Consider the following 26,697-nt stretch of genomic DNA (forward strand, 5'->3'; position numbering starts at 1 on the left):
GTCGGCGAGCGCTTTCTGTTCATCTCCTGCACAGGTTATCCCCGTAGCGCTCATCCACGGGGACTTCCTCAGCCATTCCCACAAGTAAGCATCACCCTCTTTACTCACTCCTGTGCGGGTGAAGATTGAGGTTGAATATAATCCCGGCGCAGCACCATGAAAGATCTTTCAAAGGTGATCACCGTTTCTCCCGTGGATTTGATCCCCAAGGTTTCCACCGTGATAATGCCTTTATTAGGTTGGGATTTTGAATGGCGTTTCGCCAGGATTTTGCTCGTTGCGTAGAGCGTATCTCCGACAAAAAGCGGATCTTTTAGTCGCACTTTTTCCCACCCCAGGTTAGCGACTGCCCGGGCCGACAATGCCTGCACCGTCATACCGCTGACCAGAGCCAACGTAATGCTACTGTTCACCAGAACACGACCATACTCGACCTGGGCACCGTATGCCTGATCGAAATGTAAGGGGTGTTGATTCATCGTCAATAAGGTCAACCATGTGTTATCAGCCTCACTGAGCGTACGACCAGGCCAATGTTTAATCGTCATGCCAGGCTCGAAATCCTCGTAATCGCCACCGTGCTCTTCAACATATTCGTTGTCGCCAATCCGCCTTAACATGCCGTTTTCTCCCTGAATTCGTAAAGTGCGAGCGCAGCCGCCGTATCTTCAATAGCCAAACCTACGCTGCGAAATAGCGTGGTCTGCCCTTCATTAGCAGCAACCTCACCAAGAATAAGAGCGCCGAGTTCATGAAGATGTACAGGCTGGATATACCCTTTATTGAGGGCAGTGCGAACCTCCCCGGCATCTTCCTGAGCAGAAGGCCCGGTTTCCACCACGACAAACGCCGTTTTCAATAAAACGGGGTCCACTTCAATCGCGTCTTCGTGGGTACCACCGATGATATTCAGATGTGCTCCCGGTGCGACCCAATCGGCTGCAATCAAAGGCTCGCAAGAAGACGTGGACGTGGTGGTGCAGATAATCTCTGCGCCTTGCACTGCGTCGAACAGGCTCTGACAGATGACAACCTGAGCCGCCGTCACCGTCCGCGCCCACTGCACGAACGCTTCGGTTCTGGCTATTGTGCGGGAATAAATCCGCACTCGGGCAATCTGACGTACGGCAAGCATCGCCAACAAGGTTGCCCGAGCCTGTACACCCGCCCCCAGAATGGCAAGGTCAGCGGCCCCCGCAGGAGCACACAAATGGGTTGCCAAGCCTGCAACCGCGCTGGTTCTCACGGCGGTTAACGCAGCACCATCGAGTAACGCCATTATCTGACCCGTATTGATGTCCGTTAGCACCACCACGCCGTGAATTAGCGGAAGCCCCTGCGTGGAATTACCGGGCGTCAGCGTGGTTATCTTGACACTGGCAACACCGCGTTTCATCCACCCCGCCGGGCTGATTAACATTTCGGAAGGACCATGGTTCAATAACATTCGTGACGGTGACTGTTCTTTCCCACCACGTAAATCCTGGAACACGTCACTCAGGCTGGCCATGACATGCCGCAGTGGGGTATTTCCCGACATTTCGGCTTCACTTATGATTCGCATCGTCACAAGGCGACCCTCTTCAATTCAGCCACCACCTCAACGATAAGGTCTTCTTGCCCGGCAACGACTTGTCGTTTTCCCAGTTCGAAAAATACATCGCGTGGATCGACCCCTGCGGTACCTGCATGGTTGATGACCGGATTTTTGAAACCCGAAAATACGCCTGCCAGGCCACTAACAATGCCCAGAGAGTCGATCATCGGTGGGGTAACCATTAACTCGCGGGCCGCAAGCTCTGCGGCATCAAGGAAGCGATAAAGATCTATACCCGTTTTAAACGCCAGACGCTCTAACACTGGCACCAAAACTTCCAGTTGGGTATTCCCCGCTCCAGCGCCGAATCCTCGCGCGCAGCCATCAATAATGGTGGCCCCAGCTTGCGCAGCAGCCACCGAGTTAGCCACCGCCATCCCCAAATTGTTATGCCCGTGAAAAATCAGCGGCACATCAACCTGCATTCGCATCGCCGTGATGCGCGCAGTAACGTCCTGAGGCAGGAGACTGCCAGCAGAATCCATGATGCCGACAGCCTGTGCGCCGTACCCCACTAGCTGTTCGGCCTGCGTAGCCAATTCCATAGGCGTTGCCATGTGGCTCATCATCAGCACCGCGTGCGCTTGCGCCCCCCGCTCACGCAACCATCCCACGTGGCGTTCGGCGAGGGTAGCCTCCGTACAATGCGTACCAATGCGAACCACATCCGTGCCGTGGGCAAGCGCTTTTGACAAGTCAGCGATGGTTCCCCAACCGGGCAACATAAACACGCCCATCCTGGTGTTTACCAATGCCTCACGCACGATAGCCAGCATCTCATCATCGCTTAATGCGGCTCGCCCTACCTGGTAAGAGGACGCGCCAAGCCCGTTCCCGTGACCAACTTCAACAATTGATACGCCCGTTTGATCGACAGCGGTCGCGTAGTCTCGCAACTGAACCGCGGTGAGTTGGTGTTTGACCGCATGCTGGCCATCACGCAGGGTTGAATCGTTAATTAGGATAGCCATTAGCGCCCTCCATTTTGTTTCGAAAAGCGGCATACTGTTCAGCAACCAGAATGGCGGCGGAATTGATCAGATCCAGGTTCCCCGCGTATTCAGGCATCACACTGCTACTGGCGACAACCTCCAGAGAAATCGACACTCGCCCTTCCGTGACCTTGCACGCTGTCAACGTATAACCCGCTGAGAATTCACGCACCGCGGCAGCCGCAGCTGCAACGACAGGCGTTATCTGTTCCATTGTCGCGCCAGGGATATCGGCAAAAATCGTGACTCTGAACATGGCAGGCGGTGCTGCTGGACTGATGTTGAGGATTGCCTTGGTATTTGCCACACCGGTGAACGCGCTGAGTGCAATCTGCGTTGTTTCCACATATTCATCGATGTTGATTCGGGTCGCTCGCCCGAGAATGTCACTGGCGACCGTCGCTACCACTTCGATATCGTTAATGACAAAGTGCTGACTAAGCGCATGCAGGATAGGTATCGATGCCTGCCCGCCACAGCTGATTAGACTGACATTGCGATCGGCCAACGCGTCTGTTCCCGTCACTGTTGGTACTATCATTTTCCCAACATGACTGGGTGTTAAGTCGATCAGTAACGTGCCTAGCGGGCGTAATAGTTCCCAATGTTTGACATGTGACATCGCGTTAGTGGCGTCGAACACCACATCGAAGGGTTTTGGCGCGGCCAAAATAGCGTCAATGCCGCTAGCGCTGGTCGGGCAGCCCAACTGGGCTGCGATTTCAAGACCGGCGGAATCCTTGTTACGCCCTGCGAGCAATTGGCAATTAAGTAAGGGTGAACGGTGTATTTTATTGACCAGATCCATGCCAATGGCACCAGTCCCGATAACGGCAACGGAAAGCGTCATGGGTTGCTCCTGTCGAATCGCGCAGCCCACGCCTTGCCTAACCCCAGAGTCGTCCGGGCCATACGGGCAAAAGGTGGCCCCACCATGTGCCCATCCAGCAAGGCAATTCCCCCTTCGGCTGCCTGGACGGCATCGGTAATGCGACGTGCGATCAATAACGCTTCTTCATTCGGCCGAAGCGCTGTATTGATCAACTCAAGTTCGCTGGGATGCACGGTGGCTTTACCGTGGAAACCCAGATCTTTGGCGTTTTGAATTTCGTTTGCCAATACCTCGGGTTCGGAAAGACGGTAATTGGCGGTATCAATGCAACCAATGCCGTGTCTGGCACTCGCCAAAACCATGGCCTGACGAGCCGCCAACATCCCAGACCAGGTAATCTGTACGCCAAGGGTGGCGGCCAAATCTGCGGAGCCAAAAATCAATCCGTCAGCCACTGACGCCACATTATCAAGATCGGTAATGGCTTCTACAGTCTCTATGGTCAGATAAATTTCTGGGTACTTGCCTGCGGAAGCGAAGGTTTCACGCAGAAAAATAACCTCGGCAGGCGACCTGACCATGGACATGACGATGAAACCCGGTGTGGCGCTGCCGCTGCAAAGCATGACTACATCATGTAACGCATCAATCGTACCCAGTGCATTGATACGCACGGCAATATTTGCAGACGCTGGGGCATTATCAAGAGCAGTACGGCAGATCATCCTTCCTTCGGCTTTGGCTGGACCTGGAACGGAATCCTCCAAATCAATCAAATGGACATCGGCATCATAAGACAGCGCCTTAACAACGCGGTTAAGTGATAAAGCCGGCGTGTACAGAATGCTACGGGGAATAGCGCGTGTGATATCCGTCATTGAGGCGCCCTCACTTCAGCCAGAATCTTGCACAAACTTCGAATTTGCTCTTCTTTTTGCCCGGCACGCATCATGACCCGCAAGCCAGCGGTGCCTTTAGCGACAATAGGGAAAAATACCGGGGAGACATAAAAACCGGCCTCAATTACCCGACGCCCTTCTTTGATCACCGTCTCATCGCTCATCGGCACCAAACGGATCGGGTAAGTATTGCCGCTTTGCTCTGTTGGTATCAGTGAGTCGAAGAGTGAAATGTTGTCGTACAGTTTCTTCTGCAACAGCGGCAATTCAGCCGTTCGGTGAATGTCTGCGGAGGCCAAGCTCGCACCAATCGCAGCCGTGTTTAGATTTTGTGAATAGTTGAGCCCACCGCCAAAACGCTCGACCAGACGTAGCATCTTCTGCGAATAGCCGTTAAGCAATATTGCCGCACCGCTGGTACCGAAAGCTTTGTTGAGCGTGACCACCATTATGGTGTTCTCATTCAACGCCGGGCTGTGCGAGCGAACATAGCCGATCCCGCGCTCGCCATACGCGGAGATAGAGTGGGAATCATCGTAAAACACCATTAGGCCGTATTTGTCTTGTAGCTCGGCCAACTCTTTAACCGGCGCATATCCCCCCAGGCTATCGCTGCCATCAACCACGTAGCAGACCCGTTCGTATTTCTTGCAGCAGTCCTTGATGAAGTCGAGGTCATGGTAATTGCAGGTAACAACCTCGGTTTCATCGGCACAGGCAGGTTTAGCCGCAGCCAGCGACACATGAGCGTGCTTGTCGAAGATCATTAAAGGCCGCACACCGTTACCCAAATGCCCGGAGGCGATCAAAGGGAGCAGTCCCCCACTGATGCTGCTGGCCGACACGCCGCTGAGAACATCGGCCTGGAACAGTTCGCCGAGCGACTCCTCCAGCGCTTTCAGCACCGGGAGCTGAACCCGGCTACGGGCGATGCAGTGATCCAGCACGCCATAACGACGAATGGCATCGATGGCCCCCTCGATGACCTTCGGATGGGAATCCAGATTCAGGTAAGAACAACAGCTAAAGTTGATAAACTGATGGCCACTTTGGGTCGACAAAAGATCATTATCGAGCCCGGCAATAATCCCTGCGAGCCCATTCTGCTCTGACATATCCCAGAAAGGGTTACCAATACCGATAGCTTTGTCATTGTTGCGAAACTGGTTAGTTGGGACAATCCTCTTACGGCTGGTCATCAAGTTCCTTCCTTCTTGGTAGGTTCTGGTTGATAGTTGTAGATGCCTTTGAACTTGCGGTAGGCGGCAGTGTAGAGTGCGGAATACAAGACATAGGGACGGCGCAGGATTTTTAGATCCCACAACCAAAAATTCACGTTGATGTTTAGATCGTCTAAAGATTCAGCCTGATGCCACCATCCCAGCGGCAAATAGAGCATCTCACCGGGCTCTAAAATAAAATCACGCTTTTGTGATATTTTCGCTGCCAGACGGGGAAATCGTTGGGGGTCAATATTATTAAAATCGAAGACCTGTGACTTATCGCCAAACCCCTTGAGAATAGAACGCGGGTAGTAATCCCGGCGGCCGGGTGGAAAAAGAACGAATCGCTTTCTTCCCTGCAGAGAAATATTAAAATTCTCCAATTCGTCAAAGTGGCTCTGTGTGAAAACTCCGTGGTAACTGATCCACAAATTAGCCGCATTCAACCCACGCCGAGAGGCTAACAACGAAAACGCGTCGAATCCGAGAATGGCATTAATATCTTCCGGACGGTGCATAATATTGGAAACCACGCGATACCACGTATTATGGTCTTTCTGATATTCTTCATTCCCCAAAAAACCACGCAGCTGTATTTTCATGGTTTTCCAACGCTCAGTATTTTCCTTATTACTGGCTTCCCGGAATAAGGTGACGTTATCATCACCCAAGCGCTGTGCGATAAGATCATTCGCGCTATGACTGATATCCAGGGGTAAATCTGTGATAATCACCGGGACATCGGCTCGAAATATGGCCTCAACGCCCATGGCAACAAATTCATTAAAGGTAATACGGGGAACGGGAATACCCGTTGTTAACTGGTTCACGATTGCCGTTTTCCTGTCTCGGTAATAATATTGAGATAGCCCATTAAATTGGGCTTGGCGTTGACTTCTCACTGAGTAATGACTGGCTGAACAGACTGGCTAACAAGGCGAGTACGCCGGCAGCAACGGCGATCCAGGCGACGTGAGCGGCTCCTGCCTGATCAGACAGTTGCCCACCTACCGATACCCCTAAGGAAAACCCCAGCCATCCGGCACTGGACAACCAGGAGAACCCTTCAGACAGGCACCCTTTCGGGGTTAAGGATTCCAATAGGTTACTGCAAGTGATTAATAACGGCGCCACCGATATACCGGCTATAAACGCAGAGATGCCCATAATGATGGGGGCATTGGTGAACACGAGAGGAAGCGTCCCTGCACACAACGTAGCGGAAGTGATAAGCAGTAACCGTGGTTGCGGTATAGACCAGTTCATCGCACCATAACAGATGCCACCCACCAGACTACCCGCTGCACAAAGCGACAATAGCACGCCGGCCAGAGTGGGATTGCCCGCCTCTTTTGCAAAAGCAATCATCATGACGTCGATAGCCCCGAGGAAGATGCCGACTGCGGCATAGGAAATCATCAGCCGACGAACCCATGCCATGCTAATGGCCTTGCGGGTATTTTTATCGGTTTTCTGCACAATAACGGGCTCTGAACGCCGATGCAGCACTAGTGCCATAGAACCACTGAACGTAAGTATGGCGCACAAGATCAAACCTGCGGCAGGGTGTAACACGGTTGCTAAAACAATGGCTATTAGCGGCCCCAATAAGAAAATAATTTCATCGAGAACCGTCTCTAATGCATACGCCGTTCGTAATGCCTCATCGGTAACCATCGACGCCCAACGCGTCCGAATAAATCCATCAACCGGTACGGATGAACAACCGATACAAATAGCCGCAGCCATGATCGCCCATAAATGTGCGTTGAATAGCACTAAGACGATAAGTAGCGCTATTGCAATGACATGACAGCAGCTGGTGGTAATAAGAACCTTTCGCTGACTTATTTGGTCAGCAAATCGACCCAACACGGGGCTGGCTAACGCTTGTGTAATCATTAGCGTCCCAGCGACAGTGCCTGCGATCCACAGCGAATTAGTGGTTGCAGAAATTAACATGATGCAGCTAATAGATCGCATCGCCACAGGAAATCGAACGAGCAGACCAAATAATGAAAGCGTAGCATGTCCAGGTCCGGACAGTAATCTAGTATAGGAAGCAAAACTGAATGTAGACTCAAGGTCTTTTGTTTCCATAAAGGACTCTCGTTAATAAAATTAGGTATGCGCCAGCGACCAGAAATATCAATTAAAATATATCCAATCACTTATCATAATATGCGTACAACGCGGAAAATCATTAATTTACAAGATTCACATTACCGCTGGCGTGTAATTAGCACTCAGAAATAACCCCACTTTACCTACAGCGTAGGCAGCTTAGTATTTTTAATATTCACAGCATCGTGATTGATAATGATTCATGCCCCTCTTGGAAAATTAGAAAATCAAATAAGAACATTTAATAAGATGGGCATTAAGAATTAGCAACGCTAATCAATATTTACAAGAGCATTTTTGCATCACAATACTGCATTTATGCATTACCACTATAATACAATAGGTTATCTTATGATTCATGTGAAAATATAATTCCTGGTAAGCCTATAACACCATTTACTCCAAAATCTGTTGGGTGGCCTCGATTGCATCACGGCACCGGAGAAAACTGTGCCGTAATCGACAGTTTTATTATCTATTGGAGCCAAGTATTGGTACTGCGCTTTACTTATGATGAAGGTTTAGCATGCTGGGACATTGCCCCAGATATTTCACATTTCACAAGGAGAAAAGCATGGCTACAGGCATTGGCGGTTGCACGCCGCAAGACGCCCTGGAACAGTTGCAACCGTTAACGGACAATCCGCCTGACATTGCCGCCAGTGAGTACCGACAGCGCATTCAACAAGCACAACACCTGATGCGCCAAAACGGCATTGACGCCTGCTACATCAATGCGGGTAGCAATTTGCTCTATTTTACCGGGACCCATTGGTCGCCCAGCGAGCGCATGGTGGGTGCAGTGATCCCAGCTGAAGGGGAAGTCGCCTATATTGTGCCCTGGTTTGAAATCGGTACGTTTAAAGACGCGCAAGTTGTTGAGGCCGAGATATTCAGTTGGCACGAAGAGGAAGACCCCTATCAGCTGTTCTTCACTGTTCTGGCTTCTCGTGGGCTGGCTGGCCACGGTCGTCAGTACAAAATAGCTATTTGCGAAACCGCGTCAGTGACACTGTTCCTTGGTTTGCAGCAGCATGCAGGCAACATGAGCTTGATCAGCTCACAGCCTATCACCGGGCACTGCCGTAGCCGTAAATCGGCAACGGAAATCGCACTGATGCAGACGGCCAATAACATTACGTTGCGTGTACAGCAGGCCGCAGCAAGTATATTGCGTCCAGGTCTCACCGCCAGAGAGCTGGTCGATTTCGTCGATAAAGCCCATCGTAAAATGGGCACATCAGGGTCTTACTTTTGTATTGCGCTATTTGGATCGGATAGTGCGTTCCCGCACGGTGTGAAAGAGCCTAAACCGTTGCAGCACAACGATGTCGTATTGCTCGATACCGGTTGCCGCTACAAAGATTATTTGTCTGATATTACCCGCACCTATGTGTACGGTGACGCCAGCGAACAGCAACGTTTCGCGTGGCAAGCCGAACATGAAGCGCAGGCCGCGGCGTTTGCGGTTATCGCACCGGGCGTGCCCTGCCATAAAGTGGATGATGCTGCGCGCGAAGTGCTGGTCTCTCATGGCTTCGGGCCAGATTATCAGTTGCCGGGCTTGCCACATCGTACCGGACACGGTATTGGGCTGGACATTCATGAGGCCCCCTATCTGATCCGTAAACAGGCGCAGCCGCTCGATGTCGGCATGTGTGCCAGCATCGAACCCATGTTATGCCTGCCGGGTAAGTTCGGTATTCGCCTTGAGGACCATTTTTACGTCACTGAGAACGGAGCTCGCTGGTTTACCCCACCAGCAAAATCCATTGACGATCCTTTCGATATAGCCCCCTGAAAGCACATCCGGGCGGTGCTACCGCTCGGATTTATACATCGAGGAAAACAACCGATAAACACCGAACGTGGATAAGAGGTCACACATCCCCCTGGGGCCTCATTGCATCACCACAGATGCCCACGATCAAACTGCGGTTAATCGGTTGGCGTAAACGTGAAAATAGATTAGTTTTAAGCTCTGACTTTCTAATGCACCGGATGCTATGACTACCCAAACGCAACAACCTCAGGCTGTTTTCAGCCCTGTTACTCGCCATGCGATCTTCCTGGTCGCAACATTATCGACCCAGCCAGCACACCTCGCGACAGTACGTGGTTGGTGCGCCGATATCAGTGGCGTGATCCGTTCCGTCGGTAAAAGATCCCCGGCAGGTAACTTAACCTGTGTCTGCGGATTTGGTTCTACAGCCTGGGATCGGCTATTTGGTCAGCCACGTCCGTCACAACTTCATCCTTTTCGCGAAATAGGCTCCGGTGACCGCATTGCCGTTTCCACACCCGGCGATATTCTGTTGCATATCCGTGCCGATGAGATGGATCTGTGCTTTGAACTCGCAACCCAGTTAATGAACAAACTCGGCGATGCCGTAACGGTCATTGAGGAAGTTCACGGTTTCCGATATTTCGATCAACGGGCAATGATTGGCTTTGTCGACGGCACAGAAAACCCTGAGGGACATGAAGCCTTCGACTACACGGTGATTGGCAACGAAGACGCCGCGTTTTCTGGCGGTAGCTACGTGTTGGTACAAAAATACCTGCATGATATGAAGGGCTGGAATTCACTGACCGTTGAAACGCAAGAGAACATTATTGGTCGTCACAAACAATCCAATATTGAGCTGGATGAAGACGTCAAACCTTCGTCATCTCACAGTTCGTTGACCACACTGGTGGATGAGAATGGCGATGAAGTCAAAATATTGCGTGACAATATGCCCTTTGGTAAACCCGGCATGGGCGAGTTTGGCACTTACTTTATTGGCTACGCGCGTTCCCCTCAGCCTATCGAACAAATGCTAGAAAACATGTTTGTTGGCCGCCCGGCAGGCAACTATGATCGCCTGCTTGATTTCAGCCACGCGGTCACCGGCAGCCTGTTCTTTGTACCCTCGGCGACCTTGCTTGAAGACTTGGCTGAACGCAATGCCCCAGAGGGAATGCCTCAGTAACCGCCCCATGGCCTTATTTTGTCTACAGCAGCAGCGCCAGTTCCATTGCCGTGCGCTGCAACTGTGGCAATACCCGCTCACGCAATTCAGCCGACGATATTTGCGAGGCGTTGACGCCCACGTTCATCGCCGCCACGACCCCACCTTTACGTGAATGCATGGGCACCGCGATCGAACGCAAGCCTATCTCCAATTGTTGATCATTGATGGCATAACCCTGTCGGCGCACTTTCGCCAACTGTTCACGCAGTTGCTGTGCATTGGTTACGGTGAACTCGGTCAGCGGTTCGAAGTTAACTCGCGACAGATAATCTTCCAATTGCTCTTCATTCAGTGCGCTAAGAAGCACCAACCCCATGGACGTCGCGTAGGCGGGCAAACGGCTGCCCCGGCCCAGATCGATTGTCATGATGCGCTTAACCGATGCACGGGCGATATAGAGGATATTGTCACCGTCCAGCGTCGCTACCGAGCAAGATTCGTTTAGCAGTTTACTGAGGTAATCCAACGAATTTTGCGCGGCTTTCGCCAATTCGGACGAGGAAAGATAGGCATGACCAATGGTCAGCACCCTTGGCAGCAGCCGGTAATGGCGGCCGTCGGGGCAATGCACAAAACCCAAAGCACGCAGGGTGTACAGACATCGACGCACCGCTGCACGCGGAATACCGGTGATTTGACTGATTTGAGAAACAGACATTTGTGAATACTGTGGCTGAAAAGCCTGCAGTACCTCCAACCCTCTGGCCAATGAGGCCATAAAATTAGGGTCCCCTTTGTATTGATCGTTGCTTAAATCACTGATTTCCTGCAAACGACGCAATTCTCCAGCGCCAAATTCCGACACGTCACTCATCCTGATCTCCCATTCAATCAACCTGCCTATTATATACCCGTCGCCTTTCACGTTGCAGCGCTGTTACCGGCGTTCGTTCACTCCATCCACTGACGAAAACCCCGAGCCCGGTGTCAGTGAGTGATTTAGCTACCTACATCACAAAATTCATCGCCAACTTATCAATGTTTCGATAATCGCACAATGAACTGATATTCGCACTTGCTGCTTAATTTTTCATCCCATAAATTGATTTCAGACCCCTTAATACGGCGCTGACAGATTCTCAGCATACCGAGGAGAGCAAATGATCGATAAAAGTGTGGCATCCGCAGACGCCGCTGTCGCTGATATCCCTGACGGCACAACCATTATGGTCGGTGGTTTTGGCCCTGCCGGTCAGCCTTATGCGCTGTTGGATGCGTTGATTCGTCATCGTCCGCGCGATCTGACGTTGATCAGCAATAACGCCGGCAACGGGGATTTTGGCCTGGCAGCACTGCTGAAGGCCGGCTGCGTCCGTAAGGTGATCTGCTCATTCCCACGTCAGTCCGACTCTTGGGTATTTGACGATTTATACCGCCGTGGCGAATTGGAACTGGAGTTGATCCCTCAGGGTAATCTGGCGGCACGCATTCAGGCTGCCGGCGCTGGGCTCGGTGGTTTTTATACCCCAACAGGCTATGGCACCGAACTGGCACAGGGTAAGGAAACCCGCGAAATTGACGGTCGGCAGTATGTATTTGAACTGCCGCTGAAGGCCGACTTTGCGCTGATCAAGGCTGACAGGGCCGATCGTTGGGGCAACCTGCTGTACTACAAAACCGGGCGAAATTTCGGGCCGATTATGGCGATGGCCGCCGCCTGCACCATTGCCGAGGTCAATCGGATGGTGCCACTGGGTGAATTGGATCCCGAAAACATTATTACGCCAGGGATTTTCGTCCAGCGCCTGGTGACCGCATCTGACCACTCTGCGCAATTGTCGGCTTAAGGAACACCCCCATGAATAAACTCACTCATCAGCAATTGGCCGAACGCATTGCCCGTGACATTCCTGAAGGTGCTTATGTGAACCTTGGCATCGGTATTCCGACGCAAATCGCCAACTACCTACCCGCAGACAAGGAGATCTTCCTGCACAGCGAAAACGGCATTCTCGGTATGGGTCCGGCCCCAGCGGAGGGCCAGGAGGATCCCGAGTTGATCAACGCCGGTAAACAACCCGTCACCCTTTTGAAAGGTGGCTGTTTTTTCCATCACGGTGATTCTTTCGCCATGATGCGTGGCGGTCATCTGGACATCTGCGTGCTAGGTGCTTATCAGGTTTCTGAACGTGGCGATTTGGCTAACTGGAGCACCGGCGCTCCGGGCGCTATCCCAGCGGTCGGCGGTGCGATGGATTTGGCAATTGGCGCGCGTCAGGTGTTTGTGATGACCGAACACCTGACTAAAAAAGGCGAATGCAAAATTGTCCGTCATTGTACCTATCCCCTCACCGGTGTCGGTTGCATCGATCGCATCTACAGCGATCTGGCGGTGATTGACGTCACACCTCAGGGTCTGGTGGTGCGCGAAATTTTCGGCGGGTTAAGCCCGCGTCAGTTACAGGACGTCACCCCGGTCGAATTGACCTTTGATTTGCAGCACGGAGAACAACCACATGCATCCAGCCTATCTGTGTGACGCGGTTCGCACGCCTTTTGGCCGATTGAATGGCAGCCTGGCCACCGTCCGCGCTGACGATCTGGCCGCCTTGCCGTTGAAAGCACTGCTGGCGCGTCACCCCCAGCTTGACTGGACCGCCGTGGACGACGTTCTGCTCGGTTGCGCCAATCAGGCAGGAGAAGACAACCGCAACGTAGCGCGCATGGCGTTGTTGCTGGCAGGCCTGCCAGTACAAATACCTGGCTGTACTCTGAACCGTTTATGCGGTTCCAGTCTGGATGCGGTCGCGATGGCGGCTCGCGCGATCAAAACCGGTGAAAGCGAACTGATGATCGCCGGTGGTGTAGAGAGTATGTCCCGTGCCCCCTACGTGATGGGCAAGGCAGAAAGCGCCTTCAGCCGGGCGATGAAAATAGAAGACACCACTATGGGGTGGCGATTTATCAACCCGCAGATGCAAGCGCTGTACGGCGTGGATTCCATGCCGCAAACCGCCGAAAACGTCGCCCGGCAGTTCAGTGTCAACCGCGCAGACCAAGATGCCTTTGCACTGCGCAGTCAGCAGCGTACCGCTGCCGCGCAGGAGAGTGGTTTTTACGCCGACCAACTCATCGAGGTCAGCATCGCACAGAAGAAAGGCGAGCCACTGCTGTTTTGCCAAGACGAACATCCACGTGCCACGACGCCAGAGGCGTTAGCAAAACTGAAACCCGTGGTAAATCCACAAGGCACGGTCACTGCCGGTAATGCCTCTGGGTTGAACGACGGCGCATGCGCCCTGCTGTTGGCTAGCGAAAACGCACTGGTTCGCCACAGTCTGCAACCGATGGCACGTATTGTCGCCAGCGCAGTGACCGGCATTGAGCCGTCGATCATGGGCTTTGCGCCAGCCGAGGCTGTACGCAAAGTGCTGAAAATTTCCGGACTCCGTCTTGATCATATGGACGTGATTGAACTTAACGAAGCCTTTGCGGCGCAAGCGCTGGCGGTGACCCGCGAACTGGGGTTGAGCGATGACGCCGCTCAGGTGAATCCCAACGGCGGCGCGATCGCCCTCGGACACCCGCTGGGTGCCTCCGGCGGCAGATTGGTGATGAACGCGGCCTGGCAATTACAAAAAACACGCGGTCGCTACGGGTTATGCACCATGTGCATCGGCGTCGGCCAGGGTATCGCCCTCATCATCGAACGGGTGTGAAACGGGGAAAGAACATGGATATCGATTATCGCCTCGATGGCCGCGCCGATGCGCCGTTGTTAGTACTGTCCAACTCGCTCGGCACGACCTTTGACATGTGGCAGGCACAGTTGCCCGTGCTGAGCGAACATTTTCAGGTATTGCGCTATAACCAGCGCGGACACGGCGCCACACCGCTGCCGGCAACGTCGCTGCAACTTACAACGCTGGGCCAGGATGTGATCGCTCTTCTCGACCATTTAGGGATCAAAAAAGCCCACTTTTGTGGCATTTCGATGGGTGGCCTGACCGGGTTATGGCTCAACCGTTATCACCCGCAACGCATCAACCGATTAGTGGTTGCCAATACTGCCGCGCGTATTGGCAGCCCCGAAGGCTGGCAGCAGCGAGCACAGCAAGTGCGTAACGCAGGGCTCGCGCCGATCGCGGCGGCATCGCCGGCTCGCTGGTTCAGCGAGGCCTTTTTACAGCAACAGCCCGAACAGGTTGCCCCGCTGGTCGCCGGGCTAGCAGCCGGTAATGCCGAGGGTTACGCCGCCTGCTGTGATGCATTGGCGCTAGCGGATCTACGTAGTGAAGTCGCCTTGATGACACGGCCAATGCGGGTGATTGCCGGCGAACAAGATCCGGTCACTACGGTTGCGGACGCCGAATTTTTAGTGGTTAACGCCCCACGGGCTGAACTGCACTGTCTGCCAGCGTCACACATTTCCAATATTGCCTGCCCGGATCTCTTCAACCGCAGCGTTGTCGAGTTCTTGACTGAGAAGGAATAGCGTATGGAACTTCATATTGAACGCATCGACAGTTGGCTAGTCGATATCCCGACCATCCGTCCACACAAGCTGTCCATGGCGACCATGGGTTGTCAGACGCTGACGTTACTGCGCCTCACCTGCGCCGATGGCCTGACCGGCTGGGGCGAAGCCACCACCATCGGCGGACTGAGCTATGGCCCAGAAAGCCCAGAAGGGATCAAGTCGGCGATCGACAGCTATCTGGCACCGTTGTTGCGCGGAAAAAGCTTCAATGGGCTGGCGCCGCTGGTCGCACTGATGAATGCCCACGTCAAGGGCAACACCTTTGCCAAATCAGCGCTGGAAACCGCCTTTCTCGATGCACAGGGTAAACGCCTTGGCTTGCCCATCAGCACCCTGCTCGGTGGTGCGCTGAGCGACACTTTGCCGGTGTTGTGGACGCTGGCGAGTGGCGATACACAAAAGGACATCGCCGAAGGGCAAAAGCTATTGGTGGAAGGACGACATAACGCCTTCAAGTTGAAGATCGGTGCCCGATCACTGGCGGATGATCTGCGGCACACCCAAGCGATTAAACAAGCCCTGGGGCCTGAGGTCAGCATTCGCGTGGACGTTAATCAAGCCTGGGACGCGGGTACTGCAGTACGTGGGATGGCAGCACTGCAAGACATAGGGATCGATCTGGTTGAACAACCTGTGGCGCTGTGGGACCGAACCGCACTCACTCAACTTAGCCAGCGCTTTACTCTGCCGATTTTGGCCGATGAGGCAGTCGCCGACGCTCACGACGGCTATGCTTTGGCGGCCGGTGGTTTTACCGGTGCCTATGCGCTGAAAATCGCGAAAGCAGGCGGGCCGGCACAGGCATTGAAGCTGGCGCAAGTGGCGCAGGCTGCCGGCATTGCACTTTACGGCGGTACCATGCTGGAAGGCACGTTGGGCACCGTAGCGTCACTGCATGCCTGGTCAACGCTGAACCTGGACTGGGGCAGTGAGATGTTCGGCCCACTGCTGCTGAAAGACGACGTCGTTTCTACACCGCTCACCTTCGCTAACGGCCAGGTCCGCTTGCCGTCCGGCCCTGGATTGGGGATAGACGTTGATGAAGACAAGCTGCAATTTTACCTGCGTAAATAAACGGGGAACATCGCTATGCTATTTAAAGTAGAAATGATCGTGAAACTGCCCATCGACATGCCAAAAAGTGTTGCCGATGACATTAAGTCGCGTGAAAAAATATATTCTCAGGAATTACAGTTATCCGGTAAATGGCGGCATATTTGGCGCATAGCCGGCAGTTACGCCAACATCAGTATTTTCGATGTGGAAAGTAACGCTGAGCTGCACGATATATTATCCGCCCTACCACTCTACCCTTATATGGATATTCGTGTTGATGCCTTGTGCAGGCATCCTTCATCTATTCGCGACAACGACAAATAAAAAACGGGATAACACCCAAATAAATTATCCGTTAACGGTGGTTATTCTCATACCCTACATAATAAGCAATGAGGAATTCGCAATGTCTATTTCCTTCGATCAGCATCAAGACGTCATTAAATTACTGGAAATCAGCAGCGGCTTTACCAGCGAAGGCGGCGATCCGCGCTTCAAAAAAATCATCCATCAATTGCTGGGCGACATCTGCCGGTTGATTGAGCAGTACGACATCACGCCAGAGGAGTTCTGGCAGGCGGTAAATTATCTGCATACGCTGGGTGGCCGTCAGGAAGCGGCGCTGCTGGCGGCAGGCTTGGGACTGGAACACTATCTTGACCTGCGTGATGATCAACGTGAACAGGCACAAGGGTTAACGGGTGGCACACCGCGCACCATTGAAGGGCCTTTGTACGTCGCCAATGCACCACTGAGCGAAGGCTTTGCACGTATGGATGACGGGGCCGATGCTGGTGAAGTAATGTGGTTGCATGGCCAAGTCAATGACGCCAACGGCAAGCCGCTGGCTGATGCGGTAGTGGATATCTGGCACGCCAATACGCTGGGGAATTATTCATTCTTCGACAAGTCACAAAGCACTTTTAACCTGCGCCGCCGGGTAAAAACCGACGCCAAAGGGCGTTATGCCGTGCGCAGTATTTTACCTTCCGGTTACGGCTGCCCACCTGATGGCCCAACGCAGGCGTTACTTAACAGGCTAGGACGCCACGGTAACCGCCCGGCGCATATTCACTTCTTCGTTTCTGCGCCAGGTCACAAACACCTGACCACCCAAATCAACCTCAACGGCGACCGCTATCTGTGGGATGACTTTGCTTTCGCCACCCGTGATGAGTTGATTGCCGACCCTGTGAAGATCACCGATCCGGCAGTTGCGGCGCAACGTGATCTTCCCGGTGCACATACGGAAGTCAGTTTTAATTTTAGCCTGTACCCTAGCGCCGACGATGATAATCAACAGAAAATAAAGCGAGCCCGTGCTCTGCAAGATTAATTCATTCAGATAATAACAATAATAAAAATATCAATAGCGGGTAATGGAACCACATTACCCTCTCATTAACTCTGCCCATCCTATACGAGGTCATTATTATGAACTCACAAAGCAACACGTTTTCTTCAGACCTGAAAGCAAAAATAAATAATGCATTGGTTATAGACAAAGAAAAAGGTATCTACCAATGCAATCGCGCGATTTTTACCGATGAGTCTCTGTTTGAGCTGGAAATCAAAGCGATATTCGAAGGCAACTGGGTCTATTTGGCCCATGAAAGTCAAATAGCTGAGCCAGGCGACTATTACACGCTAACTGTGGGCCGCCAGCCGATTATCATTACCCGCGATAAAGATAACCAGTTACACGCTATGATCAACAGTTGCTCCCACCGCGGCGCGATGCTGGCTAGCCGCAAGTCGGGCAACAAAACCTCCTTTACCTGTCCATTCCACGGCTGGACCTTCAATAACGCCGGCAATTTGCTGAAAGCCAAGGATGAAAAAACCGGCGCTTACCCGCCCTGCTTCAAGCAGGCGGGTTCGCACGATCTGAAGCAGATGCCACGCTTTGAATCTTACCGCGGCTTTCTGTTCGGTAGTCTGAGTGATGAGGTCTTGCCGCTGGCGAATTATCTGGGTGACACCCGACAGGTCATTGACCTTATCGTTGATCAGGCAGAGAACGGCCTGGAAGTGCTGAAAGGAGCATCCTCCTATACCTATGACGGTAACTGGAAACTGCAGATGGAAAACGGCGCTGATGGTTATCATGTCAGCGTCGTACACTGGAACTACGCCTCAACTATGTCACGTCGCAACTATGAGGCTAACTGCACCCAAACCGTCGATGCCAACGGTTGGTCAAAAAGCACGGGTGGCGTGTACGGTTTCGACAATGGACACATGCTGTTGTGGACCCGGGCACTCAACCCCGAAGTCAGACCAGTGTTCAAGCATTTCAGCCGTCTGAATGATCGTTTTGGTGCAACCCGCGCCGACCTGATGGTGAATGAAACCCGTAACCTGTGTCTGTATCCCAATGTCTATTTGATGGATCAATTCTCTACACAAATCCGTGTGGTTCGCCCCCTTGCTGTCGACAAGACCGAAGTGACCATCTTCTGCTTCGCGCCCAAAGGTGAAAGTGCAGAGGATCGAACGCTGCGTATCCGTCAGTACGAGGATTTCTTCAACGTCAGCGGTATGGGGACACCAGACGATCTGGAGGAGTTCCGCGCCTGCCAGCAGGGTTATAACGCCGGTAACCTTCCCTGGAGCGATATGAGTCGTGGTGCCACCCGTTGGCTGGAGGGAGCCGACGAAAATGCCCGAGCCATGTCGATAAACCCGTTATTGAGCGGCCCGCGTTCCGAAGACGAAGCGCTCTACATCAGCCACCACCATCATTGGCAACAAGCACTGCTGCGCACACTGCAAAACAGCGAACAGGCCGAGGTACTGCCATGAACAGCCTGCAACAGCGTATTGAACAGTTTTTATATCGCGAAGCGCGTCTGCTGGATGACCGGCAGTGGGAAGACTGGCTACATTGCTACAGCCCAACGGTGGAATACTGGATGCCTGCCTGGGGAGATGACGACCAACTGACGCAGGACCCACAAACGGAGATCTCGCTGATTTACTACCCCAACCGTGAAGGGTTGGAAGACCGGGTCTATCGCATAAAAACCGAGCGCTCAGCCGCCAGTACACCAGAGCCACGTACCACACATCAGATCAGCAACGTTGAACTGCTGGACGAAACACCGCAACGCGTTGCGGTACGTTACAACTGGGCGACATTTAGCCACCGTTATCAGAAAACCGATGTGTTCTTTGGCACCAGCCGCTGCCTGATCGCCTTAGACGGTGAACAGCCGCAGATCTTGCGTAAAACCATACGGCTCAACAACGACTATATCAGTCAGGTTATTGATATTTACCATATTTAGCTGTCCTGTGAGGTGAGTATGTCTTTTACCCTAGCCCTTAACTTTGAAGATGGTGTCAGCCGTTTCATTCAATGTAACCCTAATGAAAAGGTGCTCGACGCCGCCTACCGGCAAAAAATCAACCTGCCGATGGACTGCTCCGACGGTGTGTGCGGTACATGCAAATGCCGCTGTGAACAGGGGGATTACAGCCTGGGCGATGACTATCTGGACGAAGCGCTGTCCGAACAAGAGGCGGCCCAGCGTCTGGTGCTGACCTGCCAAATGGTGCCAACTTCGGACTGTGTCATTGATGTCCCAATGGCATCAACACTGTGCAAAACCGGCAGTGAGGAATTCAATGCGACTGTCACCTCAGCCATTGCTTTATCAGACAGCGCCATCGAATTTTGCCTGACACTGAACGACGAGAACGGTATCGCTTTCCTACCTGGGCAGTACGTCAACATCGAGGTACCTGGCAGTGGCGCCAGCCGTGCCTACTCGTTCAGTTCACGCCCTGGCAGCCAGCAAATTTCCTTCCTCCTGCGTAACGTACCCGGCGGCATGATGAGTCGCTATCTAGCTGATAAAGCACAACCGGGTGATTCGATCCGCCTCCGCGGCCCACAGGGCAGTTTTTACCTGCGCACACCGGTCCGACCGATGCTGTTTTTGGCTGGCGGTACCGGATTAGCCCCCTTCCTATCAATGCTGGAACAGTTGGCAGCCAACGGCAACTCGCAACCTGTGCATCTGATCTACGGCGTCACCCATGATCATGATTTGGTGAAACTGGAACAGTTGGAAAGCTATCGTCAACGTTTACCGAACTTCAGCTATTTGAGCTGCGTCGCCAGCACAACCTCGCAGTGGCCGCATAAAGGGTATGTCACCCAGCATCTCGACCAAAGCCAGCTCAACAATGGCGATCTGGATGTTTACCTGTGCGGTCCACCGCCCATGGTGGAAGCAGTACTCAGCGACTTCCAACGTCGCGCCTTCACACCTGTCAGCTTTCACTATGAGAAGTTCGCCCCCAGCCAGGCCAGCTAAAGGAACTCAATATGCATAAATCACGTTTCAGCGGGAAGGTGATGGTCATCACCGGTGCCGCTCAGGGCATCGGCAAGGCTGTCGCGGAACGGGCCGCTCAGGAAGGTGCCAAGCTGGCGCTGATCGATCGTGCTCCTTACCTTATCGAGGTCGCCGCTACCCTGAGTGAACGCGGCACCGACGTCATCGCCTTACAGGCGGATCTGGAATGCTGGGAAGAAACCCGCGATGCACTGGAGCAGGTTAAACAGCATTTTGGTCAACTGGATATTCTGGTGAATAACGTTGGCGGTACCATTTGGGCACGCCCCTTTGCCGAGTATGAGCCACAGCAGATTACAGCGGAGATCCAGCGCTCACTATTCCCGACGCTATGGGGATGCCGTGCGGCCTTGCCCCATATGTTGGCACAAGGGCATGGAGTCATTGTCAATGTCTCCTCGGTTGCAACCCGAGGCGTTAATCGCGTGCCTTACTCAGCAGCCAAAGGCGGTGTCAACGCCTTGACTCAATCGCTGGCGTTTGAATATGCCGGTGCCGGCATCCGTATCAACGCCACCGCACCAGGCGGCACCGAAGCCCCGCCACGTTTAACGCCGCGCAACCATGAACCGCCGACGCCACAGGAAGAAACCTGGTATCAACAGGTGGTTGATCAGACGCTAAGCAGTAGCCTGATGCATCGCTATGGCAATGTGAGCGAACAAGCCGACGCTATCTTGTTCCTCGCCAGTGAGGAAGCCAGCTATATCAACGGCACCGTGCTACCTGTGGCCGGCGGGGATTTAGGCTAGGTATTGACTGCCCACCGGAACTGACCACATGGCTCGTCGTTGCGAGCCATGTGGTTATTTTGCTGCGATTCGTTGTCCCTGCGCATCAATGACCGGTTCGCCATCTTCTTTACTGAATGGGCCTTGCTGCGCATTCGGCAGGATATCCAGGACCACTTCCGACGGGCGACACAGCCGGGTGCCGAGAGGCGTTACCACGATCGGCCGGTTAATCAACACCGGCTGCTGTAACATAAAGTCGATCAACTGATCATCGTTCCACCCCACATCTTCCAGCTTCAATGTGTCGTAGGGCTCGACATTTTTTCGCAACAAGGCGCGTACAGAAATGCCCATATCAGCAATCAGTTCAACCAGCTGTTCACGGCTGGGCGGTGTTTCCAGATATAAAATGACAACCGGTTCCACCCCACTGTTGCGGATCAGCGCTAGTGTATTGCGCGACGTGCCACAAGCCGGGTTGTGGTAAATCTTGATGTTGCTCATAACGTTCTCTCTTGGATTAAGACGAAAGCGACAGGCGCAGCGCCAAAGCGACCAACGCGACAAACAGCACCGGGAGCGTCATCACGATGCCCACGCGGAAGTAATACCCCCAGGTGATAACGATGTTTTTCTGCGACAGCACGTGCAACCACAGTAACGTAGCCAGGCTGCCAATCGGGGTGATTTTTGGCCCCAGATCGCTGCCTATCACGTTGGCATAAATCATCGCCTGTTTAATCACTCCCTCAGCGCTGCTGCCATCAATCGACAGTGCCCCCACCAACACCGTCGGCATGTTATTCATAATAGAAGACAGAAATGCGCTCAGGACCCCCGTCCCCAACGTCGCTGCCCATATCCCTCGCTCTGCCAGCGCGTCAAGCACACTCGACAGCAAGTGGGTTAATCCTGCGTTGCGCAGACCGTAGACCACCAGATACATGCCCAGAGAAAAAACTACGATCTGCCAAGGAGCACCGCGCAAAACTTTTCCGGTGTCGATGACCTTCCCCCTTTTGGCTACAACCAACAGGATCAATGCGCCAATGGCGGCTACCGCGCTGACCGGCACGCCGAGCGGTTCCAGACCAAAGAAGCCAACCAACAACAATACCAATACACCCCAGCCGGCTTTAAAAGTTGGCAAATCGCGAATGGCCTCCCGCGGCCGCCTCAGCAGCGCCAGGTCATAGTTCACGGGAATATCATGACGGAAGAACAGATGCAGCATCACCAACGTGGCCACGATAGCGGCAATGTTCACCGGCACCATTACAGCGGCATACTCAGTGAAACCCAGTTGGAAATAATCCGCAGAGACAATATTCACCAAATTGGATACCACCAGCGGCAAGCTTGCGGTATCGGCAATAAAGCCTGCGGCCATCACGAAGGCCAATGTGGCTCCCGGGCTGAACCCCAGCGCCAGCAGCATGGCAATCACAATCGGCGTCATAATCAGCGCCGCGCCGTCATTGGCGAACAACGCCGCCACCGCAGCCCCCAACAACACAATATAGGTGAATAACCACCGCCCTTTACCCTTACCCCAGCGTGCAACGTGCAGCGCCGCCCACTCGAAAAAACCGGATGCATCCAGCAGCAAACTGATCAGAATCACGGCGATAAAGGTAGCGGTCGCATTCCAGACAATCTGCCAGACCAGTGGAATATCACCGAGATGCACCACGCCAGTCAGCAATGCCAACACCGCCCCGAGTGAGGCGCTCCAGCCAATGCCTAACCCTTTGGGTTGCCAGATCACCAAAATGAGAGTCAGGATGAATATTGCCCCGGCCAGCACCATTACAACTCCTTAGTGGCTTACGCCAAACATATATGAAATTTCGTATATATAAAGTTAAAAAATTTTACGCTATCGACAAACAGCCCCATTCCCCGCCGCGCGTTGCACCCGTTCAGTCACCTGTTGCTGTTGGCTAAGATAAGCCTGTTCGATGATTGCTGCCGCCCATGCGGGCATATGCGGCGACAGTCGGTAATAAATCCATTTGCCTTCACGGCGATCAAGTAGCAAGCCACTTTCGCGCAACATAGCAAGGTGACGGGAAATTTTGGGTTGTGACTCAGCCAACGCACCAGACAACTCACACACGCACAGTTCACCTGCCTGGCGCAGCAAAAGCACCACAGTGAGGCGGGTTTCTTCCGACAGGTTTTTGAACAATTTCAGCGGCGTCAGTGATGTCATAAATGGGCTCCCAGAATAAGGATAATCATCATAATCCACAGAGAAAGAATGTCAACAACACATATGAATTTTCATATATAACTATATAGATTATTCCCTCCTCCGTATCCAGCGACAATGCCAGGTTAAGTTTTAGCTATCGATTCTATACGCCAAAGCGACTGTTCATTATGTGCTATTCCCCTACAATCAGCCTGTAACCAAAACACGTATTCTCAACGGAGGCACGATGTACAACTTCTCACGTTATCAGGCAAAAGAACTGGCGTTGGCTTATATGAGCGGCAAGAAACACGATTTATCTCCGCAGGAATTTCTGCAGCAGCTGAAAAGCAGTGAAAAATCGTTCGATTATCTGTTGAAGCACGGCAGCGAGCAGCCGCGTGAAGTGCTGGTAAAAAGTTTCTGAAAGCCAAGCCATAACCGTAATAACACGCTCCACGCCGGTGGCGAGCCATCAGGCCCGCGTATTCCCGGCTGAGCAGCAACTGGGTTATCGCTGAAGCGGGATATCCCAATAAGGTTGCTCTCCACCCAATTGCGCCAGTAGGAAGTCGACAAACGCCAATACTTTGGCTGGCAGGTATTTGCGCTGTGGGTACACGGCATAAATGGCATGCTCTGGTAGCCGGTAAGCAGGCATTAGCTCAATCAGTCGACCCTGTGCGATATCATCCCCAACAATAAAGGTCGGCATCTGGCAAATCCCCAAACCGGCGATCAACGCTTCGCGTAATGCCTCACTGTTATTCACCTGATAATTACCGCGCGGTTGAAAACGCACTGCTCCCGCAGGCCCCTCAAACTGCCATTCACTCCCACCACGGAAATAGCTGTAAAACAAGCAGTTATGCTGAGCCAACTGCTCCAGATCGGTCGGTGTGCCGCTGCGTGCCAGATAGGCGGGGGCGGCGCATAATACACTGTGGCAGGGCGCAATACGCCGGGCAATCAAGCTCGAATCAGCAAGTTGACCAATGCGAATAGCCAGATCAAATCCCCCATCGACCAGATCAACCACCTGATCATCCATCATCATATTGATCTCCACGTCCGGGCAAGTTGCCAGGAAATGGGGAATCAACGGCGCAACGTGCAAGCGGCCAAACACCATAGGCACACTGATTCGCAAACACCCTTGTGGCTGTCCTTGTAGACGGGTGACCACATCCTCTCCCTCCTGTGCCACAGCACAGGCATTACGGGCGTAGCCAAAATACTGCTCTCCCGCTTCGGTAAGGCTCAGGCTACGCGTGGTGCGCTGCAGCAATTGTACGCCCAACGAACTCTCCAACTGGGCGATGCGTTTGCTGACCGCTGATTTTGTGATGCCTAACCGCCGGGCCGCCGCTGAAAAGCTTTCGCATTCGACAACCGCCACAAATATGGGGATCGCCGCAAAGTTATCATGCATTTATCGTCAACTTTTACTCAACAATGAGTTTCCATTTTAATAGATTATGCCAAAAACGAAAACAATATAGCCTATGTGTCAACCCAAGACAGGATTTGACACGATGATACGCGAACGTTTTTCCCACCCTCTGCTGGCACTGGCCGCTGGCGCATTATTGGCCCTAATGATTGGCATAAATAGCCTGTTAGCCAGCTATAACTCCCCACTGTTTGCTTCATGGGTGGCACACGGCATTGGCGCGATCACCGCCTGGCTGCTATTGCTCCTGCTACGCCGTCGCACCCCGACATCTGCACCTTCAATGCTGCCCGCGAGTATTCCCCGTTGGGCTTATTTGGGGGGAATTCCCGGTGCCCTGACAGTGGTATTAGCCGCCATTACCGTCAATAGCCCTTTGGCACTCTCCGGCAGCCTTGCGCTTATGCTCACCGGCCAGGTTTTATTTGGCATGGTGTCCGACAGCTGTGGCTGGTTTGGCGTGATTAAACGCCGACTCAGCATTAACGATATTATTGCCACGCTGCTGATCCTCTCCGGCTGCGCCCTCCTCATCTTCCTGAGATAAATTTCATGTTAACCCTGGTCCTACTCGCACTGTTTAACGGCATTTGCATCAGCATCAGCCGTGCAATCAATGGTCGTCTGTCGTTAAGTCGCGGTGCTTTCCACGCTTCGCTCTGCAATCACATTGTCGGTTTTCTGTTCCTCAGCCTGCTGCTGGCAGTCATCGGCGGGTTCACTGCCAGTCCCTTTGGTCACGCACCTTGGGGCGCTTATCTTGGTGGGGTCATTGGGGCGTTGTTTGTGGCATTGAATAGCTACGTGCTACCTCGTCTCGGCACCCTACGTGCCGCATTACTGATCATTAGCGGCCAAATGCTAACGGGAGTGGTAATAGATCGTCTGCGCGACAACAGCGGCTCCGCCAGTGTGCAACTCCTTGCCATTAGCCTGATCATACTGGGCATCTATCTGGCACGAATGAAAAAACCTCTGACGACGTGGCTCTATGAATGTATGAGACCAGGCGATAAATTTCGCACCTAGGTACGAATAATTGCAATATTCGCATCTTGATACGAATTGTTGACATATTCGTCTTTAGGTGCGAACTTTACTGACATCCTACCGCTTCCGAGCAAACTACATGCCCGCACAAATCAGCGTGATCACCGGCGATCTGGTCAACTCCCGGCAATTAGATACCACTAACTACATTACCGGCTTAAATGCCCTGCTTAGCCAACTGCAACAGGCTAAGCTTATTCAAGCGTTTGAAGTTTTCCGCGGTGATGCCTTTCAAGCCGTGGCTGAACCTCAGTCCGGTTTACTGCTGGCGGTCTATATCCGCATCGCACTCAAAGCAATGGATACCCGGCATTGGGACGCCCGTATCGCCGTAGGCTTGGGCGCGGGGCAGGCAAAAAATGCCGGCTATGGTAGCGCCTTTGTGAATTCGGGACAGGCGCTGGATGGCCTGATGAAAAATTGCCGGTTAGCTCTGAAAAATGACAATGACCAAACAAATGCCATTGTCAGCGATCTATTGCCAATGTTAGATCATGTTGTTAGCCGCCTTTCCCAGACCGAAGCGCGGATAGTCCAAGCACGTATATTTGCTACCACCAATCAGGAAGTGGCAGAAAAGCTGCAAAAAGCCGCCTCTACGGTCTCAGCAACGCTCAAACGCGCGGCCTACGAGGAAATCATGCGGTTTATTCACGCGATTAACAGGATCACCTGA

At 52.9% G+C, this 26,697-nt stretch carries 30 protein-coding genes; 17 read left to right on the top strand and 13 right to left on the bottom strand.

Going from position 1 to position 26,697, the window contains the following annotated elements:
* Nucleotides 1-104: 104 nt before the first annotated feature.
* From SGBXF1_RS15045 to SGBXF1_RS15080, 8 genes are read right to left on the bottom strand one after another with little or no spacing between them, the layout of a single operon-like run.
* Nucleotides 105-620: a MaoC family dehydratase gene (locus tag SGBXF1_RS15045; protein WP_037417384.1), complete on the bottom strand. Its 516-nt coding sequence runs from the start codon at nucleotides 618-620 to the stop codon at nucleotides 105-107.
* A complete protein-coding gene (locus SGBXF1_RS15050) occupies nucleotides 614-1,540 on the bottom strand; it encodes an ornithine cyclodeaminase family protein (protein ID WP_238320971.1) in 927 nt (308 codons plus the stop codon). Before SGBXF1_RS15050 ends, SGBXF1_RS15045 begins: the two co-directional genes overlap by 7 nt.
* Before the next feature lie 26 nt (nucleotides 1,541-1,566).
* A complete protein-coding gene (gene dmpG, locus SGBXF1_RS15055) occupies nucleotides 1,567-2,568 on the bottom strand; it encodes a 4-hydroxy-2-oxovalerate aldolase (RefSeq protein WP_130381196.1) in 1,002 nt (333 codons plus the stop codon).
* Complete coding sequence (locus SGBXF1_RS15060) at nucleotides 2,552-3,439, bottom strand: acetaldehyde dehydrogenase (acetylating) (protein ID WP_061806553.1); 888 nt, start codon at nucleotides 3,437-3,439, stop codon at nucleotides 2,552-2,554. Before SGBXF1_RS15060 ends, dmpG begins: the two co-directional genes overlap by 17 nt.
* A complete protein-coding gene (locus SGBXF1_RS15065) occupies nucleotides 3,436-4,299 on the bottom strand; it encodes an HpcH/HpaI aldolase/citrate lyase family protein (protein WP_186427086.1) in 864 nt (287 codons plus the stop codon). Before SGBXF1_RS15065 ends, SGBXF1_RS15060 begins: the two co-directional genes overlap by 4 nt.
* Nucleotides 4,296-5,519, bottom strand: a complete 1,224-nt coding sequence (locus SGBXF1_RS15070; RefSeq protein ID WP_186427087.1) for an 8-amino-7-oxononanoate synthase family protein — start codon at nucleotides 5,517-5,519, stop codon at nucleotides 4,296-4,298. Before SGBXF1_RS15070 ends, SGBXF1_RS15065 begins: the two co-directional genes overlap by 4 nt.
* Entirely contained in the window at nucleotides 5,519-6,373 is an 855-nt protein-coding gene (locus tag SGBXF1_RS15075; protein WP_202819431.1) for a cupin-like domain-containing protein, read from the bottom strand. The genes SGBXF1_RS15070 and SGBXF1_RS15075 overlap by 1 nt, the downstream gene beginning before the upstream one ends.
* Nucleotides 6,374-6,416: 43 nt before the next feature.
* The gene (locus tag SGBXF1_RS15080) at nucleotides 6,417-7,643 is read right to left on the bottom strand and encodes an MFS transporter (protein WP_061806556.1); all 1,227 of its coding nucleotides are present in this window, start codon (nucleotides 7,641-7,643) and stop codon (nucleotides 6,417-6,419) included.
* Between the two features lie 598 nt (nucleotides 7,644-8,241).
* On the opposite strand from SGBXF1_RS15080, the gene SGBXF1_RS15085 reads away from it, so the two are divergent.
* Together SGBXF1_RS15085 and SGBXF1_RS15090 are read left to right on the top strand one after the other, a co-directional pair.
* On the top strand, nucleotides 8,242-9,468 hold the full coding sequence (locus tag SGBXF1_RS15085) for a M24 family metallopeptidase (RefSeq protein WP_186427088.1): 1,227 nt from the start codon (nucleotides 8,242-8,244) through the stop codon (nucleotides 9,466-9,468).
* A 205-nt stretch (nucleotides 9,469-9,673) separates the two neighbouring features.
* Nucleotides 9,674-10,642, top strand: a complete 969-nt coding sequence (locus SGBXF1_RS15090; RefSeq protein WP_186427089.1) for a Dyp-type peroxidase — start codon at nucleotides 9,674-9,676, stop codon at nucleotides 10,640-10,642.
* Nucleotides 10,643-10,664: 22 nt separating this feature from the next.
* Here SGBXF1_RS15090 and SGBXF1_RS15095 read toward each other — a convergent pair whose 3' ends face one another.
* Nucleotides 10,665-11,498: an IclR family transcriptional regulator domain-containing protein gene (locus SGBXF1_RS15095; protein ID WP_037417363.1), complete on the bottom strand. Its 834-nt coding sequence runs from the start codon at nucleotides 11,496-11,498 to the stop codon at nucleotides 10,665-10,667.
* Nucleotides 11,499-11,784: 286 nt separating this feature from the next.
* Here SGBXF1_RS15095 and SGBXF1_RS15100 point away from each other — a divergent pair, with 286 nt between their 5' ends.
* From SGBXF1_RS15100 to benD, 11 genes are all read left to right on the top strand, one after another.
* Nucleotides 11,785-12,471: a 3-oxoacid CoA-transferase subunit A gene (locus SGBXF1_RS15100; protein ID WP_186427090.1), complete on the top strand. Its 687-nt coding sequence runs from the start codon at nucleotides 11,785-11,787 to the stop codon at nucleotides 12,469-12,471.
* A gap of 11 nt (nucleotides 12,472-12,482) precedes the next feature.
* Nucleotides 12,483-13,163, top strand: a complete 681-nt coding sequence (locus SGBXF1_RS15105; RefSeq protein WP_037417360.1) for a 3-oxoacid CoA-transferase subunit B — start codon at nucleotides 12,483-12,485, stop codon at nucleotides 13,161-13,163.
* Nucleotides 13,141-14,343 (top strand): 3-oxoadipyl-CoA thiolase, encoded by a 1,203-nt coding sequence (gene pcaF, locus SGBXF1_RS15110; protein ID WP_061806560.1) that lies wholly within the window; start codon nucleotides 13,141-13,143, stop codon nucleotides 14,341-14,343. Before SGBXF1_RS15105 ends, pcaF begins: the two co-directional genes overlap by 23 nt.
* 14 nt (nucleotides 14,344-14,357) lie before the next feature.
* Nucleotides 14,358-15,119 carry a 3-oxoadipate enol-lactonase gene (gene pcaD, locus SGBXF1_RS15115; protein ID WP_186427091.1) on the top strand — a complete coding sequence of 254 codons (762 nt, stop codon included), beginning with the start codon at nucleotides 14,358-14,360 and terminating at the stop codon, nucleotides 15,117-15,119.
* 3 nt (nucleotides 15,120-15,122) lie between these two features.
* Nucleotides 15,123-16,238: a muconate cycloisomerase family protein gene (locus tag SGBXF1_RS15120; protein WP_186427092.1), complete on the top strand. Its 1,116-nt coding sequence runs from the start codon at nucleotides 15,123-15,125 to the stop codon at nucleotides 16,236-16,238.
* A 15-nt stretch (nucleotides 16,239-16,253) separates the two neighbouring features.
* Nucleotides 16,254-16,544, top strand: coding sequence for a muconolactone Delta-isomerase (gene catC, locus SGBXF1_RS15125; RefSeq protein ID WP_061806563.1), 291 nt, complete (start codon nucleotides 16,254-16,256; stop codon nucleotides 16,542-16,544).
* 82 nt (nucleotides 16,545-16,626) lie between these two features.
* On the top strand, nucleotides 16,627-17,556 hold the full coding sequence (gene catA / locus SGBXF1_RS15130) for a catechol 1,2-dioxygenase (protein WP_037417347.1): 930 nt from the start codon (nucleotides 16,627-16,629) through the stop codon (nucleotides 17,554-17,556).
* A 98-nt stretch (nucleotides 17,557-17,654) separates the two neighbouring features.
* On the top strand, nucleotides 17,655-19,025 hold the full coding sequence (locus tag SGBXF1_RS15135) for a Rieske 2Fe-2S domain-containing protein (protein ID WP_037417345.1): 1,371 nt from the start codon (nucleotides 17,655-17,657) through the stop codon (nucleotides 19,023-19,025).
* Entirely contained in the window at nucleotides 19,022-19,510 is a 489-nt protein-coding gene (gene benB, locus SGBXF1_RS15140; protein ID WP_186427093.1) for a benzoate 1,2-dioxygenase small subunit, read from the top strand. The genes SGBXF1_RS15135 and benB overlap by 4 nt, the downstream gene beginning before the upstream one ends.
* Nucleotides 19,511-19,528: 18 nt before the next feature.
* Nucleotides 19,529-20,545 carry a benzoate 1,2-dioxygenase electron transfer component BenC gene (benC, locus tag SGBXF1_RS15145; RefSeq protein WP_186427094.1) on the top strand — a complete coding sequence of 339 codons (1,017 nt, stop codon included), beginning with the start codon at nucleotides 19,529-19,531 and terminating at the stop codon, nucleotides 20,543-20,545.
* 11 nt (nucleotides 20,546-20,556) lie between these two features.
* Nucleotides 20,557-21,339, top strand: a complete 783-nt coding sequence (benD, locus tag SGBXF1_RS15150) for a benzoate diol dehydrogenase BenD (protein WP_186427095.1) — start codon at nucleotides 20,557-20,559, stop codon at nucleotides 21,337-21,339.
* A gap of 54 nt (nucleotides 21,340-21,393) precedes the next feature.
* On the opposite strand, the gene arsC is transcribed toward benD, so the two are convergent.
* The 3 genes from arsC to SGBXF1_RS15165 all read right to left on the bottom strand — a co-directional run bounded on the left by arsC (nucleotide 21,394) and on the right by SGBXF1_RS15165 (nucleotide 23,536).
* Nucleotides 21,394-21,825, bottom strand: coding sequence for a glutaredoxin-dependent arsenate reductase (gene arsC, locus SGBXF1_RS15155; protein WP_186427096.1), 432 nt, complete (start codon nucleotides 21,823-21,825; stop codon nucleotides 21,394-21,396).
* Between the two features lie 16 nt (nucleotides 21,826-21,841).
* Nucleotides 21,842-23,131, bottom strand: a complete 1,290-nt coding sequence (locus SGBXF1_RS15160; protein ID WP_061806569.1) for an arsenic transporter — start codon at nucleotides 23,129-23,131, stop codon at nucleotides 21,842-21,844.
* A gap of 69 nt (nucleotides 23,132-23,200) precedes the next feature.
* Nucleotides 23,201-23,536: a metalloregulator ArsR/SmtB family transcription factor gene (locus SGBXF1_RS15165; protein ID WP_037417332.1), complete on the bottom strand. Its 336-nt coding sequence runs from the start codon at nucleotides 23,534-23,536 to the stop codon at nucleotides 23,201-23,203.
* Nucleotides 23,537-23,765: 229 nt separating this feature from the next.
* Between SGBXF1_RS15165 and SGBXF1_RS15170 the strand changes: the two genes are divergently transcribed.
* The gene (locus tag SGBXF1_RS15170; RefSeq protein ID WP_037417329.1) at nucleotides 23,766-23,945 is read left to right on the top strand and encodes a hypothetical protein; all 180 of its coding nucleotides are present in this window, start codon (nucleotides 23,766-23,768) and stop codon (nucleotides 23,943-23,945) included.
* An 84-nt stretch (nucleotides 23,946-24,029) separates the two neighbouring features.
* On the opposite strand, the gene SGBXF1_RS15175 is transcribed toward SGBXF1_RS15170, so the two are convergent.
* Nucleotides 24,030-24,950 (bottom strand): LysR family transcriptional regulator, encoded by a 921-nt coding sequence (locus SGBXF1_RS15175; protein ID WP_130381224.1) that lies wholly within the window; start codon nucleotides 24,948-24,950, stop codon nucleotides 24,030-24,032.
* 103 nt (nucleotides 24,951-25,053) lie between these two features.
* On the opposite strand from SGBXF1_RS15175, the gene SGBXF1_RS15180 reads away from it, so the two are divergent.
* The 3 genes from SGBXF1_RS15180 to SGBXF1_RS15190 all read left to right on the top strand — a co-directional run bounded on the left by SGBXF1_RS15180 (nucleotide 25,054) and on the right by SGBXF1_RS15190 (nucleotide 26,697).
* The gene (locus SGBXF1_RS15180) at nucleotides 25,054-25,518 is read left to right on the top strand and encodes a DMT family transporter (RefSeq protein WP_082797597.1); all 465 of its coding nucleotides are present in this window, start codon (nucleotides 25,054-25,056) and stop codon (nucleotides 25,516-25,518) included.
* 5 nt (nucleotides 25,519-25,523) lie between these two features.
* On the top strand, nucleotides 25,524-26,000 hold the full coding sequence (locus tag SGBXF1_RS15185) for a DMT family transporter (protein WP_037417323.1): 477 nt from the start codon (nucleotides 25,524-25,526) through the stop codon (nucleotides 25,998-26,000).
* Between the two features lie 100 nt (nucleotides 26,001-26,100).
* Nucleotides 26,101-26,697 (top strand): hypothetical protein, encoded by a 597-nt coding sequence (locus SGBXF1_RS15190; protein WP_037417320.1) that lies wholly within the window; start codon nucleotides 26,101-26,103, stop codon nucleotides 26,695-26,697.

It is taken from the genome of Serratia grimesii (genome assembly GCF_900186025.1).
GTDB lineage: Bacteria > Pseudomonadota > Gammaproteobacteria > Enterobacterales > Enterobacteriaceae > Serratia > Serratia grimesii.

Excerpts from the sequence above, each read along its gene's own strand:
- SGBXF1_RS15045 (WP_037417384.1), bottom strand. The coding sequence starts at position 620 with ATGTTAAGGCGGATTGGCGACAACGAATATGTTGAAGAGCACGGTGGC.
- SGBXF1_RS15050 (WP_238320971.1), bottom strand. The coding sequence starts at position 1,540 with ATGTCGGGAAATACCCCACTGCGGCATGTCATGGCCAGCCTGAGTGAC.
- dmpG (WP_130381196.1), bottom strand. The coding sequence starts at position 2,568 with ATGGCTATCCTAATTAACGATTCAACCCTGCGTGATGGCCAGCATGCG.
- SGBXF1_RS15060 (WP_061806553.1), bottom strand. The coding sequence starts at position 3,439 with ATGACGCTTTCCGTTGCCGTTATCGGGACTGGTGCCATTGGCATGGAT.
- SGBXF1_RS15065 (WP_186427086.1), bottom strand. The coding sequence starts at position 4,299 with ATGACGGATATCACACGCGCTATTCCCCGTAGCATTCTGTACACGCCG.
- SGBXF1_RS15070 (WP_186427087.1), bottom strand. The coding sequence starts at position 5,519 with ATGACCAGCCGTAAGAGGATTGTCCCAACTAACCAGTTTCGCAACAAT.
- SGBXF1_RS15080 (WP_061806556.1), bottom strand. The coding sequence starts at position 7,643 with ATGGAAACAAAAGACCTTGAGTCTACATTCAGTTTTGCTTCCTATACT.
- SGBXF1_RS15085 (WP_186427088.1), top strand. The coding sequence starts at position 8,242 with ATGGCTACAGGCATTGGCGGTTGCACGCCGCAAGACGCCCTGGAACAG.
- SGBXF1_RS15090 (WP_186427089.1), top strand. The coding sequence starts at position 9,674 with ATGACTACCCAAACGCAACAACCTCAGGCTGTTTTCAGCCCTGTTACT.
- SGBXF1_RS15095 (WP_037417363.1), bottom strand. The coding sequence starts at position 11,498 with ATGAGTGACGTGTCGGAATTTGGCGCTGGAGAATTGCGTCGTTTGCAG.
- SGBXF1_RS15100 (WP_186427090.1), top strand. The coding sequence starts at position 11,785 with ATGATCGATAAAAGTGTGGCATCCGCAGACGCCGCTGTCGCTGATATC.
- SGBXF1_RS15105 (WP_037417360.1), top strand. The coding sequence starts at position 12,483 with ATGAATAAACTCACTCATCAGCAATTGGCCGAACGCATTGCCCGTGAC.
- pcaF (WP_061806560.1), top strand. The coding sequence starts at position 13,141 with ATGCATCCAGCCTATCTGTGTGACGCGGTTCGCACGCCTTTTGGCCGA.
- pcaD (WP_186427091.1), top strand. The coding sequence starts at position 14,358 with ATGGATATCGATTATCGCCTCGATGGCCGCGCCGATGCGCCGTTGTTA.
- SGBXF1_RS15120 (WP_186427092.1), top strand. The coding sequence starts at position 15,123 with ATGGAACTTCATATTGAACGCATCGACAGTTGGCTAGTCGATATCCCG.
- catC (WP_061806563.1), top strand. The coding sequence starts at position 16,254 with ATGCTATTTAAAGTAGAAATGATCGTGAAACTGCCCATCGACATGCCA.
- catA (WP_037417347.1), top strand. The coding sequence starts at position 16,627 with ATGTCTATTTCCTTCGATCAGCATCAAGACGTCATTAAATTACTGGAA.
- SGBXF1_RS15135 (WP_037417345.1), top strand. The coding sequence starts at position 17,655 with ATGAACTCACAAAGCAACACGTTTTCTTCAGACCTGAAAGCAAAAATA.
- benB (WP_186427093.1), top strand. The coding sequence starts at position 19,022 with ATGAACAGCCTGCAACAGCGTATTGAACAGTTTTTATATCGCGAAGCG.
- benC (WP_186427094.1), top strand. The coding sequence starts at position 19,529 with ATGTCTTTTACCCTAGCCCTTAACTTTGAAGATGGTGTCAGCCGTTTC.
- benD (WP_186427095.1), top strand. The coding sequence starts at position 20,557 with ATGCATAAATCACGTTTCAGCGGGAAGGTGATGGTCATCACCGGTGCC.
- arsC (WP_186427096.1), bottom strand. The coding sequence starts at position 21,825 with ATGAGCAACATCAAGATTTACCACAACCCGGCTTGTGGCACGTCGCGC.
- SGBXF1_RS15160 (WP_061806569.1), bottom strand. The coding sequence starts at position 23,131 with ATGGTGCTGGCCGGGGCAATATTCATCCTGACTCTCATTTTGGTGATC.
- SGBXF1_RS15165 (WP_037417332.1), bottom strand. The coding sequence starts at position 23,536 with ATGACATCACTGACGCCGCTGAAATTGTTCAAAAACCTGTCGGAAGAA.
- SGBXF1_RS15170 (WP_037417329.1), top strand. The coding sequence starts at position 23,766 with ATGTACAACTTCTCACGTTATCAGGCAAAAGAACTGGCGTTGGCTTAT.
- SGBXF1_RS15175 (WP_130381224.1), bottom strand. The coding sequence starts at position 24,950 with ATGCATGATAACTTTGCGGCGATCCCCATATTTGTGGCGGTTGTCGAA.
- SGBXF1_RS15180 (WP_082797597.1), top strand. The coding sequence starts at position 25,054 with ATGATACGCGAACGTTTTTCCCACCCTCTGCTGGCACTGGCCGCTGGC.
- SGBXF1_RS15185 (WP_037417323.1), top strand. The coding sequence starts at position 25,524 with ATGTTAACCCTGGTCCTACTCGCACTGTTTAACGGCATTTGCATCAGC.
- SGBXF1_RS15190 (WP_037417320.1), top strand. The coding sequence starts at position 26,101 with ATGCCCGCACAAATCAGCGTGATCACCGGCGATCTGGTCAACTCCCGG.